The sequence below is a fragment of the Bradyrhizobium sp. 521_C7_N1_3 genome (assembly GCF_052075975.1).
Classification (GTDB): Bacteria; Pseudomonadota; Alphaproteobacteria; order Rhizobiales; family Xanthobacteraceae; genus Bradyrhizobium; species Bradyrhizobium japonicum.
Genome location: NZ_CP197232.1, coordinates 4,925,026 through 4,943,832, shown reverse-complemented (window position 1 = coordinate 4,943,832; position 18,807 = coordinate 4,925,026). Strand labels below are relative to the sequence as shown.

Here is an 18,807-nt window from a genome sequence, read left to right as displayed (position 1 = left end):
ACGCGCTTTTGCCCACCCTACGAGACCTTACTTCAGCGGCTCCAGCACCGAGACGTAGTTGGCAACTGCTGCGCCGCCCATATTGAAGATGCCGCCAAGCTTGGCGTTCTTCAGCTGCATGCCCTCGGGCGCCTGGCCGGCGAGCTGCATCGCGGTCATCACGTGCATGGAGACGCCGGTGGCGCCGATCGGGTGGCCCTTGGCCTTCAGGCCGCCGGACGGATTGACCGGCAGCTTGCCGTCCTTGAGGGTCCAGCCTTCCTTGATGGCGCGGGCGCCCTGCCCCTTCGGCGTCAGGCCCATCGCTTCGTATTCGATCAGTTCGGCGACGGTGAAGCAGTCATGGGTCTCGACGAAGGAGAGATCGGTGAGCGCAACGCCCGCCTTCTCCAGCGCGCGCTGCCAGGCGACCGTGCAGCCCTCGAACTGGAGGATGTCGCGCTTGGACATCGGCAGGAAGTCCTGGGCGTGCGCAGTGGCGCGGAAGCCGATCGACTTGCTCATGCCCTTGGCGGTCTCGGCATCGGCCAGCACCAGCGCCGCGGCGCCGTCGGAGACCAGCGAGCAGTCGGTACGCTTCAGGGGACCCGCGACGTAGGGGTTCTTCTCGCTCTCGGCGCGGCAGAACTCGAAGCCAAAGTCCTTGCGCATCTGGGCAAAGGGATTGGCGACGCCGTTCTTGTGGTTCTTGGCCGCGATCAGCGCCAGCGCATCGGACTGGTCGCCGTATTTCTGGAAATAGGAGCTGGCGATCTTGCCGAACACGCCGGCGAAGCCGCCGACGGTGTCGCCGTCTTCCGGCAGATAGGACGCCTTGAGCAGGTTCTTGCCGATCTCAGGCCCCGGGGTGCGGGTCATCTGCTCGACGCCCACGACGAGCACGATCCTGGCCGCGCCTGCGTCAATCGCACGCAGGCCCTGATGGACCGCGGCGGAGCCGGTGGCGCAGGCGTTCTCGACGCGGGTCGTCGGCTTGAAGCGCAGCTTCGGGTCGGCCTGGAGCACCAGCGAGGCGGTAAAATCCTGCGGCGAGAAGCCGGCGTTGAAATGGCCGAGCACGATCTCGTCGACGTCGGACGCGGAAATGCCGGCATCGGCAATCGCCTCGTTGGCCACGCGGGTGACGAGGCTTTCGACGGTCTCGGTGTCGAACTTGCCGAACGGCGTATGCGCCCATCCGACGATGCTGGCGGTCATGGTCATCTCCCTAGGGTCTCTTACTGACCTAAGTCTTAGCCCACCAACCGCAAGACTTCACGCGGCTTTCAGGGCCTGGAGGGTGCGCTGGCAGATGGCAGTTATGCCGGCCCAGTTCCCGGCCTTTATCTCCGCCGTCGGGCATAGCCAGGAACCGCCGACCGCGACCACGTTGGGCTCGGCGAGCCAGGTCGCCGCATTGGCCTCGCCCACACCGCCGGTCGGGCAGAACCGCACATTCGGGAACGGCCCGCCCAGCGCGCGCAGGCCCTTGATGCCGCCGGCCTGCTCGGCCGGGAAGAATTTTGCGACGTCGAGGCCGTAGGACAGCGCCAGCATCAGCTCGGACGCGGTGGCGATGCCCGGCGCGAACGGCAAGGAGCTGTCGGCGGCGACCTTCAGGAGATCGGGGGTCAGGCCCGGGCTGATGCCGAACGCGACGCCGAGCTTCTCGACGCGGACGAAATCGGCCGGATTGAGGATCGTGCCGATGCCGACCACCGCCTCGGGCACCTCGGCCATCATCGCCCTCGCCGCCTCGATCGCAACCGGGGTGCGCATGGTCACCTCCAGCGTGCGGACGCCGCCGGCCACCAGCGCTTTCGCCAGCGGCACGGCATCCTGGATCCGCTCGATGGTGAGGACGGGAATGACGGTCGCGGCCTTGAACAGCGCGACGAGGTGGTTCTGTTGGGCAGTCGTGGTCATCTTGGCTTTCGTTTCACTTGGTCGCCTGACGCGTGGTCGCCGGCCGATACCGCTTCTTTGGCGGCATGGCATAGCCCGGAATGATGGCGCCGGCATAGCAGATCACGAGGCTGGCGAGGCGGTGCCCGGCCTGGGCCGCCTCGACCGGATCGGAGCCGCCGAGCCGGGCCGCGATATAGGCCGCGGCAAAGCTGTCGCCCGCCGCGGTGGTGTCAACGACCGGTTTTGTCATGGGCTCGGCGCGGACTTCGCTGGTGCCGCCGGGAAAGCGCAACAGGCTGACGGGCTCGGCGAGACGGAACACCAGCTCGGGCGTGGGAATGCGCGCCATCAACTGCTCGTGGCTTTCGCCGGGAAAGAGCGCGAGCAGGTCCTCGGTCGAGGTCAGCACGATGTCGGCGGTCGCAAATGCCGTGGCAAAGACCTCGCGGGCGACATCGCGGTCCGGCCATCCCCGCGCGCGGAAATTGGTGTCGAACACGAACCGGGTACCGAGCAGGCGCGCGCGCTTGATCGCCGCGAACAGGCGCTCGCGCCCGGCCGCATCGTAGATCGAGAGCGTGATCGCGGAGAGATAGACGATGTCGTAGCTCATCAGCGAATTGAGCAGTTCGTCCGTCTCCGGCAGGCTCATCAATTGGCGCGCCGCCGCACTGTCGCGCCAGTGGAAGAACTGCCGCTCGCCCTTCGCATCCGTCTGGATCATGTAGAGGCCGGGCAGCTTGCCCGGCAGCCGGGAGACGCGGCGGGTTCCGACCCCCTCCGCATTCCAGGCCGCGATCATCTCGTCGCTCAGGGCATCGTCGCCGAGCGCGGTGAGATAGTCGACCTTGACCTCGAGCCGCGCCAGATACACCGCCGTATTGAGGGTGTCGCCGCCGAAGCCGCGCGAATACAGGCCGCCGCCCTGGCCATGCCCGGTGGACTGTCCCGCGGACTGTCCACCCTGGGCCTGCCGGAGCTCGACCATGCATTCACCGATGCAAGCAACGCTCGCCATCGTCATATCCACGCTGTTCATCGATTGGATCAGGCGACGAAGTTGCCGCCGAGTTCGTCTTCGATGTGAATGCGGATGATGTCGTCAAAAGTCTTTTCTTCGGTGGTGAAGCCGAGCTCGCGCGCCCGCTTCGCCTCGAAATTGCGCGGCCAGCCGCCGACGATGCCGACGATGAACGGATCCAGCTCGTGCTTGATGCGCGCGGCGACCTTGTCGCCGGCCACCCGCTTGAGCGCAGCGATCTGTTCGCCGACCGTCGCCGAAAAGCCGGGCATGGTCAGATTGCGGCGCGGACCGACCTTGGCGAGGTCCATGGTGCCGGCATGGAGCAGGAAGCCGACGGCGGAGCGCGGCGTGGCGTGCCAGTGGCGGACATCCTCGGAGACCGGGAGCACCGCTTCCTTGCCGGCCAGCGGCTCGCGCAGGATGTTGGAGAAGAAGCCCGACGCCGCCTTGTTGGGCAGACCGGGCCGGATGCAGATGGTCGGCAGACGAATGCCGATGCCGTCGAGGAAGCCGCGGCGCGAATAGTCGGCGAGCAGCAATTCACCGATTGCCTTCTGGGTGCCGTAGCTGAGCAGCGGGGTGTGGAAGAACTCGTCGCCGATCGCGTCCGGGAACGGCGCGCCGAACACCGCGATTGACGAGGTGAAGACCACGCGCGGCTTGTAGCCGCCGCCGACGAGCCTGACGGCATCGAGCAGCATCCGCGTGCCGTCGAGATTGATGCGGTAGCCCTTGTCGAAATCGAGTTCGGCTTCACCGGAGACGATCGCGGCGAGATGGAAGATCACGTCGGGGCGACCGGCGATCAGCTTTTCGGCTGCGCCCGGCACGGCGAAATCGCCTGACACGGTCTCGACGGGGAAACCGGCCTTTTCCGGCTTTTTGGGCTCGACCACGTCATGCATGGTCAGCTTGGTGATGTCGCTCTTGCCGAGCCGGCCGTCGCGCAACAGCCGTTCACACAATTTACGGCCGACCATGCCGGCGGCGCCCAGAACCAGAATGTGCAAGAGCCTACTCCTTCTTATTGGCCGGAGCGCACCGCTCCTGGTGCGCTCTCAAGGCAGGCCCCGCGATCATTCCTTCACGGCGCCGGTCATCGCCGACACATAGTACTCCACGAAGAAGGAATAAAGGATAACTACGGGGACCGAGCCAATCAGGGCCGCCGCCATCAGCGCGCCCCAATGGTAGACGTCGCCGCTGACGAGCTCGGTGATGGCGCCGACGGGAATCGTCTTGTTCTCCGACGAGGAGATGAAGGTCAGCGCGTAGATGAACTCATTCCAGGACAACGTGAAGGCGAAGATGCCGGCCGAGATCACCCCCGGGAGCGACAGTGGCAGCGTGATCTTGACCAGGATCTGGAGCCGCGTCGCACCGTCGATCAGCGCGCATTCCTCGAGCTCGTAGGGAATGGTGCGGAAATAGCCCATCAGGAGCCAGGTGCAAAACGGGATCAGGAAGGTCGGATAGGTCAGGATCAGCGCCAGATTGCCATCGAACAGGCCAAGCTGAAACACGATCGCCGCCAGCGGAATGAACAAGATCGAGGGCGGCACGAGATAGCCGAGGAAGATCGCAAGGCCGACATAGCGCGAGCCCTTGTAGCGGAGGCGTTCGATCGCGTAGGCGGCGCAGACGCTGGCGAACAGCGAGATGAAGGTGGAGGACACCGAGACGATCACGGTGTTCCACATCCAGAGCGGATAGTCGGTTTCGACCAACAGCTTCTTGATGTGCTCGATGGTCGGATTCACGATCCAGAACGGATTGTACTTCTCGTAATCGTACATCTCCGCGTCCGGCTTGAACGTCGCGACCGCCATCCAATAGAACGGGAACAGCAGGAAGAAGATGATCAGGCCGAGCGGAAAGTAGACGCGCAAGAACTTCCGCGGGAAGCTCTCGAGATAATCCATTCCGACGCTTTGGTCGTCTGCGGTGCTCATGGTCAGTCCCTCCCGCCCTGCTGCCAGCGGGAGCGCTGAAGCCCGAAGAAGCTGAGCAGGATCGCTGCGACCAGGAACGGGATCATCGCGTTCGAGATCGCCGCGCCCTCCCCGAGATTGCCGCCGGTGATGGCGCGCTGGAACGACAGCGTCGCCATCAGATGCGTGGCATTGATCGGCCCGCCCCGCGTGATGGTGTAGATCAGCTGGAAGTCGGTGAACGTCATCAGCACCGAGAATGTCATCACGACCGCGATGATCGGCGACAACATCGGCAGCGTGATGTGGCGGAAGCGCTGCATGTTGGTGGCGCCATCGAGATTGGCCGCCTCGTAGAGCGAAGGCGAAATCGTCTGCAATCCCGCCAGCAGCGTGATCGCCACGAAGGGCACGCCACGCCAGATGTTGGCGGCGACGACCGACAATCGCGCATTCCAGGGATCGCCGAGGAAGTCGATGTAGCGCGTGATCAGGCCGGCCTTGATCAGCACCCAGGAGATGATCGAGAACTGGCTGTCATAGATCCACCAGAACGCGATCGCGGACAGCACCGTCGGTACCACGAACGGCAACAGCACGATGGCACGGATCATCGACTTGAACGGCAGTCGCTCGTTGAGCAGCAGCGCGAGGTAAAGGCCGATGGCGAATTTCACGATGCTCGCGGTGAACGTGTAGAAAATGGTGTTGAAGACCGAGAGCCAGAACACCGAATCCTTAGCGAGCGACACGAAGTTCTGGAAGCCGATGTAGCGCCCGGCCCCGCCGATCTTGGTGTCGGTCATGCCGAGCCAGAAGCCCAGCGCCAGCGGATAGGCGAGAAACAGGATCAGGATGGCGATCGCCGGCACCATGAACATCGCGCCGAGACAATTCCGGCTCTCGAATGCTCTGGTCCACAGGCTGCCTTGCTTGACCTGTGCGACAGCGGACTCGGCCATGACTGCCATGTCGGATTCCCCTCGGGAGAAAGGTCACGGCGTCCGGCGAACCGGACGCCGCCCAGATTGGAGCTGATCAGACCTGATAGTAGCGCTTGGCACGCTCGGCGGCGCGCGCGGCCGCCTGCTTCGGCGTCGCCGAGCCCGAGGCGGCTTCCGCGAACATGTCGACGACGACAAAGTCGCCCATCACGGCCGCGGAGGCGTAACCGAGATCGCCGGCAAAGCCGTTGTCGCGGCAGCGCTTCAGGCAATCGCGATACGGGGTGATCTTCGGATCCGACGTCCACACCGGGTTGTCGTTATAGGCCGGCAGCGGCGGCGACACGTAGCCGTTGGAAGCGACCTCCCAGGCGTCGTAATTCTCCTTCTCCATCATGAATTTGATGAATTCCTTGACCGCCTTGGGATACTTCGAGTGCTTGTAGCCGTAATAGACCAGCACGTTCTGCTGCTCGGTCGATACGCCCACGGGGCCGATCGGCATCGGCGCGTGGTTCATGTCCTTGGCGATCTCCTGCTGCTTCGGATCGGTGGAGTTCTTGCCGACGGTCCAGATCGAGATGCCGTTCAGCGTCAGGCTGAGTTCACCGTTCAGGAACGCCTTGTTGTTGTTCGAGTCATTCCACGACAGCACGCCCGGGATGAAGGTCTCGTAGAGCTGCTTAACGTATTCGAGCGCGGCGATCGTCTCCGGGGAGTCGATCACGACCTCGTTCTTGTCGTTGACGACCTTGCCGCCGAACGCCCAGAGCGCCCACTGGCACCAGCCATTGGCATCGCCCGTGGCATGGCCGAGCGCGAAGCCGGCCGGCGTGTTGTTCTTCTTCAACGCCTGGCAGAGCTTGAGGAAGCCGGCGGTGTCCTTGGGGAATTCCTCGAAGCCCGCAGCCTTCACGTGGCTGATGCGGTAGTTCAGGCAGCCGCCGGTCGCGCCCTGCGGAATGGCGATCCAGCCGTTGCCCTTCTTGCCGTAACGTTCGGCAACCGGGTACCAGCCGCCATACTGCGCGCCGAGATAGTCGGCGACATCAGTCATATCGATCAGCTTTTCCGGGAATTTGTGGGGATCGTCGAGCGTGCCGATGATGAGGTCGGGACCGGCGCCGACGTTGGCGGCGACCGCGGCCTTCGGACGGATATCCTCCCAGCTCTCGGCCTCCAGCTTGATCTTGACGCCGGTCTTCTCGGAGAACTTCTTGGTCTGCTCGGCGAACTTGTCGAACTCGGCCTGGATGAACTGCTTCCAGCGCAAGACGCGGATGGACGCGTTCGGTTCGGGTGTGTTGGTCCACTCGGCGGCGCGGACCGGCACGATGCCCGGGCCGGCCAGCAACGCTGCGCCGCCCAGGCCGGCCTTAAGCACACTTCGCCTGTCGAAATTGCTCATCGTTCTCTCCCTGAATTTTATATTTGTATTGGGTCGTTCTTGAACAGTCGTTGGGCAATCCTTCGGCGCGGCTACATGCGTTTGCCCGTCGCCTCGTCGAACAGATGAACCAGGGACGGGTCAGGCTTCAGCTTGACCTTGTCGCCCGGATTGAACTGGTGACGCTCGCGGAAGACCGCGACGACCTGCTCGCCACCGACCTTCGCGAACACCTGCGTCTCCGAGCCGGTCGGCTCGACCACGACGATCTCGGCATCGGCGCCGTCGTCCGCGATGGTGAAATGCTCGGGTCGCACACCATAGACGACAGGGCGACCGTCGGACCCCGCCGGCGCGCTCTTGAGCGGCAGCTTGACGCCGTTCGGCCCCTCGAAGGTCGCAACGCCGTTGACGCGCACATGGCCCTTCAGGAAGTTCATGGCCGGCGAGCCGATGAAGCCGGCGACGAACTGGTTGTCGGGCTTATCGTAGAGCTCGAGCGGGGTACCCATCTGCTCGACGATGCCGTCATGCATGACGACGATCTTGTCGGCCATGGTCATGGCCTCGATCTGGTCGTGGGTGACGTAGACGGTCGTCGTCTTCAGCCGCTGGTGCAGCTCCTTGATCTCGGTGCGCATGGCGACGCGCAGCTTGGCATCCAGGTTCGACAAGGGCTCGTCGAACAGGAACACCTGCGGATCGCGCACGATGGCGCGGCCCATCGCGACGCGCTGGCGCTGGCCGCCGGAGAGCTGGCGCGGATAGCGCTCGAGCAGCGGCGACAGTGCGAGAATTTCGGCGGCGCGCTTGACGCGCTTGTTGATCTCGTCGGAGCTCGCGTTCCGCAGCTTCAGCGAGAAGCCCATGTTCTCGCCGACGGTCATGTGCGGATAGAGCGCGTAGTTCTGGAACACCATCGCAATATCCCGCTCCTTGGGCTGGATATTGTTGACGACGCGGTCACCGATCGAGATCGTGCCGGAGGTGATGTTCTCGAGGCCGGCAAGCATGCGCAGAAGCGTCGACTTGCCGCAGCCGGAGGGGCCAACCAGGACGACGAACTGGCCGTCCTCGATCGGAATCGAAACGCCGTGCAGGACTTCAAAATTGCCGAACGATTTCCGCACGTCGCGGATTTGCACAGACGACATCTAGCTCCCTCCTCGAAAGTCCACGACGCCTCACGCGCCGCGACCGTCTTGTTTTTCAGACTTCACCGAACGAAGCCCGATCTTAGCGAGCGACATTGTCGGCAGTTTGTGCGGTTTTGGCAATTTGTCTTTGGTTAGTCGTTGCTGGTAGCGCTGTCAACGTTCCTTTGTTTGCCGGACCGACTGTGATAAGAGCAGCAAATGGGTCGAAAACGCACCAAGTCAGGTAAAATCCGGCTGGCGGAAGTTGCCGAGCTTGCCGGCGTCAGCCCGATCACGGCGTCCCGGTTCTTCCGCAATCCGGAGGCCCTGTCGGTCGCCAAGCGGACGCGGGTCGAGAGCGCGGCCAACGAGCTCGGCTATGTGCCGAACCTGGCGGCGCGGGCGCTGGCCTCGCAGCGCACCGAAGTGATCGGCGTCTTGATCCCGTCACTGACCAACAACGTGTTTTCCGACGTGCTGCGCGGCATCTATGACGCCTCCGAAGGCAGCCGGTACTCGATCCAGTTGTCCAACACACGCTACAGTATTCTCCAGGAGGAGAAGCTGCTGCGCCTGTTTCTCGCGCAGAAGCCGGCCGGACTGATCGTCACCGGCATCGACCAGACCGCGGAATCGCGCGCGATGCTGGAGGCCGCCGACTGCCCGATCGTGCAGATCATGGAGATCGGACCCGATCCGGTCGACATGATGATCGGCTTTTCGCACTATGATGCGGCCCGCGCGGCGATTGCCCACCTGTTCGCGCAGGGCCGCCGCAAGATCGGCTTCGTCGGCGCGCGCATGGATCCGCGGGTGCAGCGGCGGCTGGACGGATATGTCTCGGCCATGAAGGACGCCGCGTTGTTCGAGCAGCGCCTCGTCGTCACGACGGCGACACCGACCTCGGTGACGCTCGGCGGCACCCTGTTCACCGATCTACTGGCGCGCGAACCCGATATCGACTCGGTGTTCTGCGCCAATGACGACCTCGCGCTCGGCGTGCTGTTCGAATGCCGGCGCCGGGAGATCACGGTCCCCGAGCAGATCGCGATCGTCGGATTCAACGACCTCGAATTCATGGCCTCCGCGGTACCCACCCTCACCAGCGTGCGAACCAACCGCTACGAGATGGGCAACACGGCCGCCACCATGCTGATCGAGGCGATCGACGGACGCCGCCCCGAGCACCCGGTGCTCGATCTCGGCTTCAAGGTGATCGAGCGGCAAAGCTCGTCGTCGCGGCGTTCTGACGACAGGCCTGCCGCGTCAGCCGCGGGCGCGGCGAACAAAATGATAGCGTTACCAAGTAGCCACGACTAGTATCGCACTTGTGAGGGAATGACCCGCCAACGGGCCTTTGAACCATGGATCGCGCCGTTGGGCATCGCACCAGCCGAAGCTGAGCCCCCGACGCCAGTGCGTTTGCATTGCAGGAGAAACCAATGACAAAAAAACCAACCAATGGGCATGCGCCCGCCAGCAACGGCGCTCGCCGCCACCTCCGCTCGCAGGAATGGTTCAACAATCCGCATAATCCGGGCATGACCGCGCTCTATATGGAGCGCTACCTGAATTACGGCCTCACCCGGGCCGAGCTCCAGTCCGGCAAGCCGATCATCGGCATCGCCCAGACCGGCAACGACCTGTCCCCCTGCAACCGCCACCATATCGAGCTGGCGCACCGCGTCCGCGAAGGCATCCGCGAGGCCGGCGGCATCGCGATGGAATTCCCGACCCATCCGATCCAGGAGACCGGCAAGCGCCCGACCGCGGCGCTCGACCGCAACCTCGCCTATCTCGGCCTCGTCGAGATCCTCTACGGCTATCCACTCGACGGCGTGGTGCTGACCACCGGCTGCGACAAGACCACGCCTGCCTGCATGATGGCTGCGGCGACCGTGAACCTGCCCGCGATCGTGCTGTCGGGCGGCCCGATGCTGAACGGCTGGCATGCCGGCGAGCGCACCGGCTCCGGCACCATCGTCTGGAAGTCGCGCGAACGGCTCGCCGCCGGCGAGATCGACTATGAGGAATTCATGGAGATCGTGGCGTCCTCGGCGCCCTCGGTCGGCCATTGCAACACCATGGGCACCGCCTCGACCATGAACGGGCTAGCCGAAGCGCTCGGCTTCTCGCTGCCGGGCTGCGCGGCGATCCCCGCCCCCTATCGCGAGCGCGGCCAGATCGCCTACGAGACCGGCAAGCGCGCCGTCGAGATGGTCTGGGAAGACCTCAAGCCGTCGGACATCCTGACCCGCAAGGCGTTCGAGAACTGCATCGTGATCAACTCGGCGATCGGCGGCTCGACCAACGCGCCGATCCACATCAACGCGCTGGCACGCCACATCGGCGTCGAGCTGTCGATCGAGGACTGGCAGAAATTCGGCCACGACGTGCCGCTGCTGGTCAACATGCAGCCGGCCGGCTTCTATCTCGGCGAGGAATTCCACCGCGCCGGCGGCGTGCCGGCCGTGGTGCGCGAGCTGATGAAGCACAAGCGCATCCACGAGGACGCGGTCACGGTGAACGGCCGCGGCATCGGCGAGAACTGCGCCAACGCGCCCGCGCCCGACAACGACGTGATCCGGGCCTACGACAAGCCGCTGGTGAAGGACGCCGGCTTCCTGGTGCTCAAGGGCAATCTGTTCGATTCCGCGATCATGAAGACCAGCGTGATCTCCAAGGAATTCCGCGACCGCTATCTCAGCAACCCCAAGGACCTCAACGCCTTCGAAGGCCGCGCCATCGTGTTCGAGGGTCCGGAGGACTATCACGAGCGGATCGACGATGCCTCGCTCGACATCGACGAGCGCTGCGTGCTGTTCATCCGCGGCACCGGACCGATCGGTTATCCCGGCGGCGCCGAGGTCGTGAACATGCAGCCCCCGGCCGCGCTGATCAAACGCGGGATCCTGTCCCTGCCCTGCATCGGCGACGGCCGCCAGTCCGGCACTTCGGGCTCGCCGTCGATCCTGAATGCCTCGCCGGAAGCCGCCGCCAATGGCGGGCTCGCGATCCTCAAGACCGGCGACAAGGTGCGGATCGACCTCAACAAGGGCAGCGCCAATATTCTCATTTCGGACGACGAGGTGAAGAAGCGCCACGCCGAGCTGATGGCCGATGGCGGCTTCAAGCATCCGGCGAACCAGACGCCGTGGCAGGAGATCTACCGCAACACGGTGGGCCAGCAATCGACCGGCGCCTGCATGGAGCTCGCCACGAGGTATCAGAACGTCGCCGGCACGTTTGGTGTCGCGCGGGATAATCACTAGGAAAGATCGTCATTCCGGGATGCGCCGCAAGGCGCAGGCCCGGAATCCATACTCCCGATCGTGGTTATGGATTCCGGGCTCGCGGCTGCGCCGCGCCCCGGAATGACGGCGGAAACATCAAAGGAGAAAAACAACATGGCAGACCGCCTCAAGGGAAAGCGCGCCGTCGTCACGGCTGCAGCGGCAGGCATCGGGCGCGCATGCGCCATCGCATTCGCGCGTGAAGGTGCAACCGTCATCGCAACCGACATCAACGAGGCCGGCATCGCGGGCCTGACCAAGGAAGGCATCGCCGAGGTCGCAAAGCTCGACGTCCGCAACACCGCCGACGTCAACGCCTTCGCCAAGCGCGTCGGCAAGGTCGACATCCTGCTCAACGCGGCCGGTTTCGTGCATCACGGCACCATCCTGGAGTGCTCGGAAGAGGATTTTGACTTCTCGTTCGACCTCAACGTCAAGTCGATGCACCGGACCATCCGGGCGTTCCTGCCCGAGATGCTGGCGGGAGGCGGCGGCAGCATCGTCAACATCTCGTCCTGCGCGGCGCTGCGGCCGCCGGCCAACCGCTACGTCTACAGCGCGTCGAAGGCGGCGGTCTCGCTGCTGACGCGCGCGGTCGCGCTCGACTTCATCACCAAGGGCATTCGCTGCAACAGCATCTGCCCCGGCACCGTCGAGACGCCCTCGATGCTCGACCGCGCCGCCGCACAGGGGCCGCAGGGCAAGGAGATGTTCGTCTCCCGCCAGAAGATGGGCCGGCTCGGCACCGCCGACGAAATCGCGTCCATGGCGGTCTATCTCGGCAGCGACGAAAGCGCATTCACCACCGGCGTCGACCTTGTCGTCGACGGCGGCTACATGCTCTGATCGCTCCTCATCCCGAGGAGGCGCGACAGCGCCCTCTCGAGGGATGGGCCACGGGCTCATGGTGAGACGCGCGCAAATGCGCGCTCCTCACCATGAGGGATAGATAAGGGAGTTCTCGATGAACAAGATCGATCTCAACGGCCGCATTGCCGTCGTCACCGGCGGCGCGCAGGGCTTTGGCCGTGCCATCACCCGGCGTTTCATCGACTCCGGCGCCAAGGTCGCGATCTGGGATTTCGACTCGGCTCTCGCCGAGAAAACCGCGAATGAAGTCGGCGGCGAGACAAAAGTCTTCAAGGTCGACGTCACCGACCCCGCCGCCGTCGAGCAGGCGCGCGATGCGACGCTTGCCGCTTTCGGCAAGATCGACATCCTCGTCAACAATGCCGGCATCGCCGGCGTCAACAAGCCGGTCTGGGAGACCGATCTCGAGGAGTGGCGCAAGGTCCTGCGCATCAATCTCGACGGCCCTTTCATCGTCTGCAAGGCGATCGTGCCGACGATGCTCAAGCAGAAATACGGGCGGATCGTGAACATCGCCTCGATCGCCGGCAAGGAAGGCAATCCCAACGCCTCGCATTATTCGGCCTCCAAGGCCGGGCTGATCGCGCTGACGAAATCGCTCGGCAAGGAACTGGCGGCACATGACATCCTCGTGAATGCGGTGACGCCGGCCGCGGCAAAGACCGCGATCTTCGACCAGATGACGCAGCAGCATATCGATTTCATGCTGTCGAAAATCCCGAAGGCACGCTTCGTGCTGGTGGAAGAGCTCGCCGCGATGGTGAGCTGGCTCGCATCCCAAGATTGTGCCTTCTCCACCGGCGCGGTGTTTGATATTTCCGGCGGACGGGCGACCTACTGAGGCATTGGCCGCCCTTGAAAGGGGCGGACCATGCGGATTGGACGTCGGGATTTCGTGAGGCTCGCAGCGGGCGCAGGCGCGCTGCCGCTGCTGTCGCGTGTTGCGCTCGCGCAACTGGCGCCCAACCCGCCGAGCATCCGTCCCCCCTCGCCGGCCGAACGCGGCGCCATGGCGCGGCTTGCGCGCAGCTTCATGGACAAGTACGACGTGCCGGCGCTCTCCTTTGCGATCGGCTATGCCGGCACTGTTATCCACGAGGACGCGTTCGGTCTTGCCGATCGCGAGCGGAACGAGACCGTAACGCCGCGGCATCTGTTCCGGATCGCCAGCGTCAGCAAGATGATCACCTCGGTCACGATCTTCCGCCTGATCGAGGAGAACCGGCTCAAGCTCACGGATCGCGTGTTCGGCCCCGGTGCACTGCTCGGCGCCGATTACGGGCCACCGCCCTACTCTGCCGGCATCGACCAGATCACGCTCGAGCATCTGCTGACGCACACTGCGGGCGGCTGGAGCAATGACAACCGCGATCCCATGTTCACGCATCCGCGGATGGATCATGCCGAGCTGATCGCCTGGACGCTCGCCAACCGGCCGCTGGACCGGCCGCCGGGCCAGCACTACGCCTATTCCAATTTCGGCTATTGCGTTCTGGGCCGCGTGATCGAGAAGCTCACCGGCCAGGCCTATGCCGAGCATGTCCGCACTGAGGTGCTGACGCGCTGCGGCGTCACCGACATGACCATCGCGGGTAATACCCGCGACCAGCGTCAGGCCGGCGAAGTCGCCTATTACGGTCAGGGCGAAAGTCCGTATGAGATGAAGGTGAGGCGGATGGATTCCCATGGCGGCTGGATCGCGACGCCGGCGGATCTCGTCCAGTTCCTGATGCATGTCGACGGCTACACGAGACCGGCGAACATCCTGCGGCCGCGCACCATCGAGGTCATGACCACCGCGCCCAGTTACAGCCCGAATTACGCCAAGGGCTTCTGTGTCAACAAATTCGACAATTGGTGGCACAATGGCAGCCTGCCGGGCACGAGCACGATTGCCGTGCGCACCCATGGCGGCTTCTGCTGGGCCGCCTTCACGAACACCAGACGCGGGAATTCCAACATGGATGGCGATCTCGACAATCTCAACTGGAGCATGGCGCGCCAGGTCGGCGAATGGCGGGTGGCCTGAGCCATGATCCGGGAAGGTGGATGCCTGTGCGGCGCGGTGCGGTTCAAGGCGGAGGGTGAGCCGCTCAACGTCCGCATCTGCCATTGCCGCCTGTGCCAGAAGGCGATGGGCTCGCCCTACTTTGCTCGCGCGCAATTCGACCAGCGCGCGCTGACCGTCGAGGGCGACACCGGCCGCTATGCCTCGTCCGAGAACATCGACCGCGTGTTCTGCAAGCGCTGCGGCACGCGCCTGTTCTCCTGGCGGCGCAACGGCACGCTGGCGGGCGTTTCGCTCACGACCTTCGACGATCGCAACGCCTTCGCGCCGACCGAGCACATCTGGGTCTCGGAGAAGGTCGCCTGGCTGAAGCTCGACGACGGCCTGACGCAATATCAGGGCACTATCCCGGCGTGACGTCAGGCTTGCCCTGACGCAGGCATTCTCGCCGCCTGAGCGCGCCGTCCCGTCGTCGTCGCGATCCAGATCCCGGCAAACACCGCGACGATGCCGGCCGCCAGATTCCAACGCAGCGGCTCGTTCAGCAGCCAGGCGCCGACCAGCGAGGCCGTGATCGGATTGACCGTCACCGAGATCGCGACGCGCGTCGGCGTGGTCCGCTCCAGCGCGAAGGCCCAGAGATAGAAGGTCAGCGCTGCCCCGAAGGCGCCGAGATAGAAGGCCGCCAGCCATTGCGGCGCGCCGAAGCCGGCGACGGGCGCAAAACTGCCGCGGATATAAGAGAGCAGGATGAGGCAGGCCGCCCCCGCCGCCATGCTCATCGTGGTGAAGGCGATCGGGCCGGAGCGCCGGATCAGCGGCTTCGACCAGATGCCGTACAGCGCCATGCACAGCGCAGCCGCCATCATCAGGAGATCGCCGCGCCAGGCGCCAGATGGTGCCGAGGTCAGGTCGGAGAGCAGCGCGACGGCAACGCCAAATGTCGCGATCACGACACCGATCGATTTGCGCCAACTCAGGGCCTCGGCGCCGAGCGCGGCGCCGATCACGAGCGACAGCAGCGGAAGCGTCGACAAAGCCAGCGCGCCGCGCGCGGCGGTCGTAAAGATCAGCGATGCGTTGAACAGGATCGGAAACAGCGCGAAGAACAGGATGCCAAGCCCGGTCGCGGCGGCCCAGTCCCCTCGCCCCGGCCAGCGGTCACCGCGGAGCAGCGTCAGAGGCAACAGCAGCAGGAAGCCGATGCCGAACCGGAACGAGCCGATCGCCAGCGGATCGATACTGCCCACCAGATAGCGCGTGGCGCCGATCGAGGTGCCGCCAAGCGCACTCGACAGCACCGCGGCCAGAACGCCGAAAATCTCGCCCACGATTCCTCTCAACTGCTTTGCGAGCAGCATACGAGGCGCGCCGAAACAGGGAATGGAATTTCCGTCATGCTGGGATAAGCTTTTGTCATGACCGCAGCTGTTCTCGACCCCGACCTGCTGAGGGCCTTTGCCGCCGTTGCCGAGCATCGCTCCTTCACGCGAGCGGCCGTCTCGCTCAACCGCACGCAGTCCGCGGTCAGCTTCCAGATCAGACGCCTGGAAGAGCGGATCGGCACCAAGCTGTTTCAGCGCACCAGGGCCGGTGTCGCGCTGACCGCGGCGGGCGATGAACTCCTCGTTTATGCGAGACGGCTTCTCGACCTCAATGCAGAGGCGATCGATGTGCTCCGCGCACGCAAGCGCGACGCCGTTGTCCGCCTCGGCGCGATGGACGATTACGGCACGATCGTCATTCCGCCCTTGCTGGCGCGCTTTGCCCAAAACCATCCGGAGATCCGGGTCGAGATCGAGACGGGGCTGACCGCGACGATGCCGGCGCGGCTCGGCGAGGCCTATGACCTCGTCATCGCCATGCATCCGGAGGGACGCGGCGGCGGCGAGCTGCTCCGGCGCGAGCAGGCGGTCTGGGCCGCGGCCAAGTCCTATCCAGCCGCGGCACAGGATACCCTGCCCGTTGCGCTCTACCCGCCGGGCTGCCTGTTCCGGCAATGGGCTGCCGAGGCCCTCGAAGCCGCGGGCCGGCCGTGGCGCCTCGCTTTCGTCAGCCGGACGCTCGCCGCGGTCGAGGCGGTCGCGGCGCAGGGGCTCGCGATCACGGTCGTGAAGGCCGGTACCCTGCCCCCTCGCCTGCAAATTCTGTCGGAGCGCGAGGGCCTGCCGCCGTTGCCGGGAGCGGACATCCGCCTCCACCGCGCGCGCAATCTGTCGCGGCCGGCGGCGCTGCTGGCCGATCATTTACAGCTTGGGATTTCGGAACCGGCGTCCCATATCCTGACCTGACGCGTTGGCCCACCACCGGATTGGCCGGGTTGGCTGCAAGGCCACGAGGCACAAACCGGGACGACGAGCCGTGAACGTTTCCTTTTATGACATTTCGGTGTGGGTACTGCCGCTGGTGCTCGCCATCACCTTCCACGAGGCCGCGCACGCTTTCGTCGCGTACCGTCTCGGTGACAACACGGCCTGGCAACTCGGCCGCGTCAGCTTCAACCCTATCAAGCATATCGACCCATTCGGCACCCTGATCCTGCCGGCGATGCTGCTGTTCGCGCACTCGCCGTTCCTGTTCGGCTACGCCAAGCCGGTTCCCGTCAATTTCCGCAAGCTCAACCATCCCAGGCTCGACATGGTCTGGGTGGCCCTTGCCGGGCCCGCCACCAACATCCTGCTGGCGCTGGCGGCGGCTCTTGCCCTCCATGCCGTGCCTTTTGCACCGGCCGGCTCGGCCCAGTGGATTTTCGACAACCTCAAGAACGCGCTGGTCATCAACGCGGTGCTGGCGGTGTTCAACATGATGCCGATCCCGCCGCTCGACGGCGGGCGCGTCGCGGTCGGGCTGCTGCCCCGGCCGCTCGCTTTGCCGCTGGCCCGGCTCGAGCCATTCGGGATGCTGATCCTGATCGGCCTGTTGATCCTGCTGCCGCTCGCGGGCTCGCAGTTCGGTCTAAATCTTGATGTTATTTCAGGAATACTGCGAACGTTGACCGGTTATGTGATTCAGGCTGTTCTCTTCCTGACCGGCAATGGGTAGTTGGATAGAACACCCGAACACAAGCCGAATGGCTCGAGGCCGACTTGGTCAAAGCTGCCGATATGCTGATCGCGCGACGCGCGGACACCCGCGCCCGCGCCGATTTTGCCACCTGGAAGATGATGGCCAAGCTCAACGGGGCCTCCGCGCTGCCTGCCGAGGCACAGGAGTTCCTGGTCAGCTACAAGAACCTGCTGGCGCGGATGAGCGAGGGCGAGGCCAGCGAGGCCACGATCGGGGCGATCTACAAGGCATACTATGCCGAGATGGGCGGCGCGGGAACTCCGCCCGACGTCCGCACCCGTCCGCCCGAGCCGGCAGCGGACAATGTTACCGCTTTCCGCCGCCCGCCTCCGAAGCCGACGAAGACGGCCTCCTTCACGGCGGCGTTCGGCGGAGCCCAGAAACGGCCGCTCCCGGTAGCGCTGATCTTCGTCTGCCTGGTCGTCGTCTATGTCGGCATCCGGCTCTACTGGCGCTGAGCGGATTTCTTCTTTTTCTTCTCGTCCGGCGGCGTGAAGATGATGTCGACGGTACGCTCGAACCGGTCTTCGGTCAGTCCGGCCGGGGGCTGCGGGATGGGATCGGACTTGCGGACAATCGAGAGCGCGGCCGCATCATAGGCCGCATCCCCTGACGACTCCACGACGTCGACGGACAGCACGTTGCCCCTGCGGTTGATCGCGAAGCTGACTTTCACCTTCTGATTATTGGGCTGCTTGCCCTCCGGGTTGACCTTGTGGGCGGTGAGGTGCGCGCTGATCTTGCGATTCCAGTCGGTCGTAATCCTGAGGATGTCCTTGCCGAGGCCAAGCACCGGCGCCAGGGCCTTCTCGGCCTCGCGCGCGTCCTCGTCGAGCGTCTGCCGCGCCGTTGCAACCGACTGCGGCGAAGCTTCGGCAGCGGGCGTCTCGACCGCCGCGATCTTGGGATCCTCGTCCTGCGGCTTCTTCGAGATGTTTTCGGTGACGACTCGATCGGGATCGTCGACCTGTTGCGACTGGTCCTTTGGAAGCTCGGTTTCCTTGGTCTCGGCCTTTTGCTCGGGAAGCGCCTGCTGCTCCTGCATCGCTTCGCTGTCCGGTCCCGGCGGAAGGTCGGTCTCGGGCGCCTTGGGCGAGGCCATCTCGACGGCGAACTCCGCGCCGGACGCGCCCAGGCCGTCGTCGTCGTCATCGGTCCGCAGATGGGCCAGGGCGAGCGCGGCACCGCCCAGATGGAGCGCGAGCGCCGCCACCGCGGCCAAAATCCAGAGCTTCCGGGATGGTCTGACTTCGTCCGACAT

Annotated in this window: 19 protein-coding genes; 9 read left to right on the top strand and 10 right to left on the bottom strand. The window is 64.8% G+C overall.

The annotated features are described in order from the left end of the window. Positions 1-27: 27 nt before the first annotated feature. From AB7008_RS22695 to AB7008_RS22660, 8 genes are all read right to left on the bottom strand, one after another. The gene (locus tag AB7008_RS22695; RefSeq protein ID WP_028169791.1) at positions 28-1,197 is read right to left on the bottom strand and encodes an acetyl-CoA acetyltransferase; all 1,170 of its coding nucleotides are present in this window, start codon (positions 1,195-1,197) and stop codon (positions 28-30) included. Between the two features lie 57 nt (positions 1,198-1,254). Then, positions 1,255-1,905, bottom strand: coding sequence for a bifunctional 4-hydroxy-2-oxoglutarate aldolase/2-dehydro-3-deoxy-phosphogluconate aldolase (gene eda, locus AB7008_RS22690; RefSeq protein WP_028157711.1), 651 nt, complete (start codon positions 1,903-1,905; stop codon positions 1,255-1,257). A 13-nt stretch (positions 1,906-1,918) separates the two neighbouring features. Beyond that, complete coding sequence (locus tag AB7008_RS22685; RefSeq protein ID WP_248882846.1) at positions 1,919-2,905, bottom strand: sugar kinase; 987 nt, start codon at positions 2,903-2,905, stop codon at positions 1,919-1,921. Between the two features lie 29 nt (positions 2,906-2,934). Beyond that, on the bottom strand, positions 2,935-3,921 hold the full coding sequence (denD, locus tag AB7008_RS22680) for a D-erythronate dehydrogenase (RefSeq protein WP_014495981.1): 987 nt from the start codon (positions 3,919-3,921) through the stop codon (positions 2,935-2,937). A gap of 66 nt (positions 3,922-3,987) precedes the next feature. After that, positions 3,988-4,863, bottom strand: coding sequence for a carbohydrate ABC transporter permease (locus tag AB7008_RS22675; protein WP_014495982.1), 876 nt, complete (start codon positions 4,861-4,863; stop codon positions 3,988-3,990). A 2-nt stretch (positions 4,864-4,865) separates the two neighbouring features. After that, the gene (locus tag AB7008_RS22670) at positions 4,866-5,813 is read right to left on the bottom strand and encodes a carbohydrate ABC transporter permease (protein WP_014495983.1); all 948 of its coding nucleotides are present in this window, start codon (positions 5,811-5,813) and stop codon (positions 4,866-4,868) included. A 67-nt stretch (positions 5,814-5,880) separates the two neighbouring features. Further along, positions 5,881-7,194: an ABC transporter substrate-binding protein gene (locus AB7008_RS22665; protein ID WP_028157714.1), complete on the bottom strand. Its 1,314-nt coding sequence runs from the start codon at positions 7,192-7,194 to the stop codon at positions 5,881-5,883. A 71-nt stretch (positions 7,195-7,265) separates the two neighbouring features. Beyond that, a complete protein-coding gene (locus AB7008_RS22660; protein WP_014495985.1) occupies positions 7,266-8,327 on the bottom strand; it encodes an ABC transporter ATP-binding protein in 1,062 nt (353 codons plus the stop codon). Between the two features lie 201 nt (positions 8,328-8,528). Here AB7008_RS22660 and AB7008_RS22655 point away from each other — a divergent pair, with 201 nt between their 5' ends. From AB7008_RS22655 to AB7008_RS22630, 6 genes are all read left to right on the top strand, one after another. After that, positions 8,529-9,629: a LacI family DNA-binding transcriptional regulator gene (locus AB7008_RS22655; RefSeq protein ID WP_304493910.1), complete on the top strand. Its 1,101-nt coding sequence runs from the start codon at positions 8,529-8,531 to the stop codon at positions 9,627-9,629. A gap of 122 nt (positions 9,630-9,751) precedes the next feature. Continuing rightward, on the top strand, positions 9,752-11,581 hold the full coding sequence (locus tag AB7008_RS22650; RefSeq protein ID WP_248882843.1) for an IlvD/Edd family dehydratase: 1,830 nt from the start codon (positions 9,752-9,754) through the stop codon (positions 11,579-11,581). Between the two features lie 135 nt (positions 11,582-11,716). Next, entirely contained in the window at positions 11,717-12,448 is a 732-nt protein-coding gene (locus AB7008_RS22645; protein ID WP_014495988.1) for an SDR family oxidoreductase, read from the top strand. 118 nt (positions 12,449-12,566) lie between these two features. After that, positions 12,567-13,313, top strand: a complete 747-nt coding sequence (locus tag AB7008_RS22640) for an SDR family NAD(P)-dependent oxidoreductase (RefSeq protein WP_014495989.1) — start codon at positions 12,567-12,569, stop codon at positions 13,311-13,313. Between the two features lie 30 nt (positions 13,314-13,343). Next, positions 13,344-14,501 (top strand): serine hydrolase domain-containing protein, encoded by a 1,158-nt coding sequence (locus AB7008_RS22635; protein ID WP_304493909.1) that lies wholly within the window; start codon positions 13,344-13,346, stop codon positions 14,499-14,501. A 3-nt stretch (positions 14,502-14,504) separates the two neighbouring features. Beyond that, positions 14,505-14,897 carry a GFA family protein gene (locus tag AB7008_RS22630; protein WP_014495990.1) on the top strand — a complete coding sequence of 131 codons (393 nt, stop codon included), beginning with the start codon at positions 14,505-14,507 and terminating at the stop codon, positions 14,895-14,897. A gap of 2 nt (positions 14,898-14,899) precedes the next feature. On the opposite strand, the gene AB7008_RS22625 is transcribed toward AB7008_RS22630, so the two are convergent. Next, on the bottom strand, positions 14,900-15,811 hold the full coding sequence (locus tag AB7008_RS22625) for a DMT family transporter (RefSeq protein ID WP_304493907.1): 912 nt from the start codon (positions 15,809-15,811) through the stop codon (positions 14,900-14,902). An 87-nt stretch (positions 15,812-15,898) separates the two neighbouring features. Between AB7008_RS22625 and AB7008_RS22620 the strand changes: the two genes are divergently transcribed. The 3 genes from AB7008_RS22620 to AB7008_RS22610 all read left to right on the top strand — a co-directional run bounded on the left by AB7008_RS22620 (position 15,899) and on the right by AB7008_RS22610 (position 18,004). Then, on the top strand, positions 15,899-16,771 hold the full coding sequence (locus AB7008_RS22620; RefSeq protein ID WP_441259562.1) for a LysR substrate-binding domain-containing protein: 873 nt from the start codon (positions 15,899-15,901) through the stop codon (positions 16,769-16,771). Positions 16,772-16,841: 70 nt separating this feature from the next. Then, positions 16,842-17,522, top strand: coding sequence for a site-2 protease family protein (locus AB7008_RS22615; RefSeq protein WP_028157720.1), 681 nt, complete (start codon positions 16,842-16,844; stop codon positions 17,520-17,522). A gap of 62 nt (positions 17,523-17,584) precedes the next feature. Beyond that, positions 17,585-18,004: a hypothetical protein gene (locus AB7008_RS22610; protein WP_441261234.1), complete on the top strand. Its 420-nt coding sequence runs from the start codon at positions 17,585-17,587 to the stop codon at positions 18,002-18,004. On the opposite strand, the gene AB7008_RS22605 is transcribed toward AB7008_RS22610, so the two are convergent. Then, entirely contained in the window at positions 17,992-18,807 is an 816-nt protein-coding gene (locus AB7008_RS22605; protein ID WP_028157722.1) for an energy transducer TonB family protein, read from the bottom strand. The two genes, AB7008_RS22610 and AB7008_RS22605, sit on opposite strands and share 13 nt — an antisense overlap.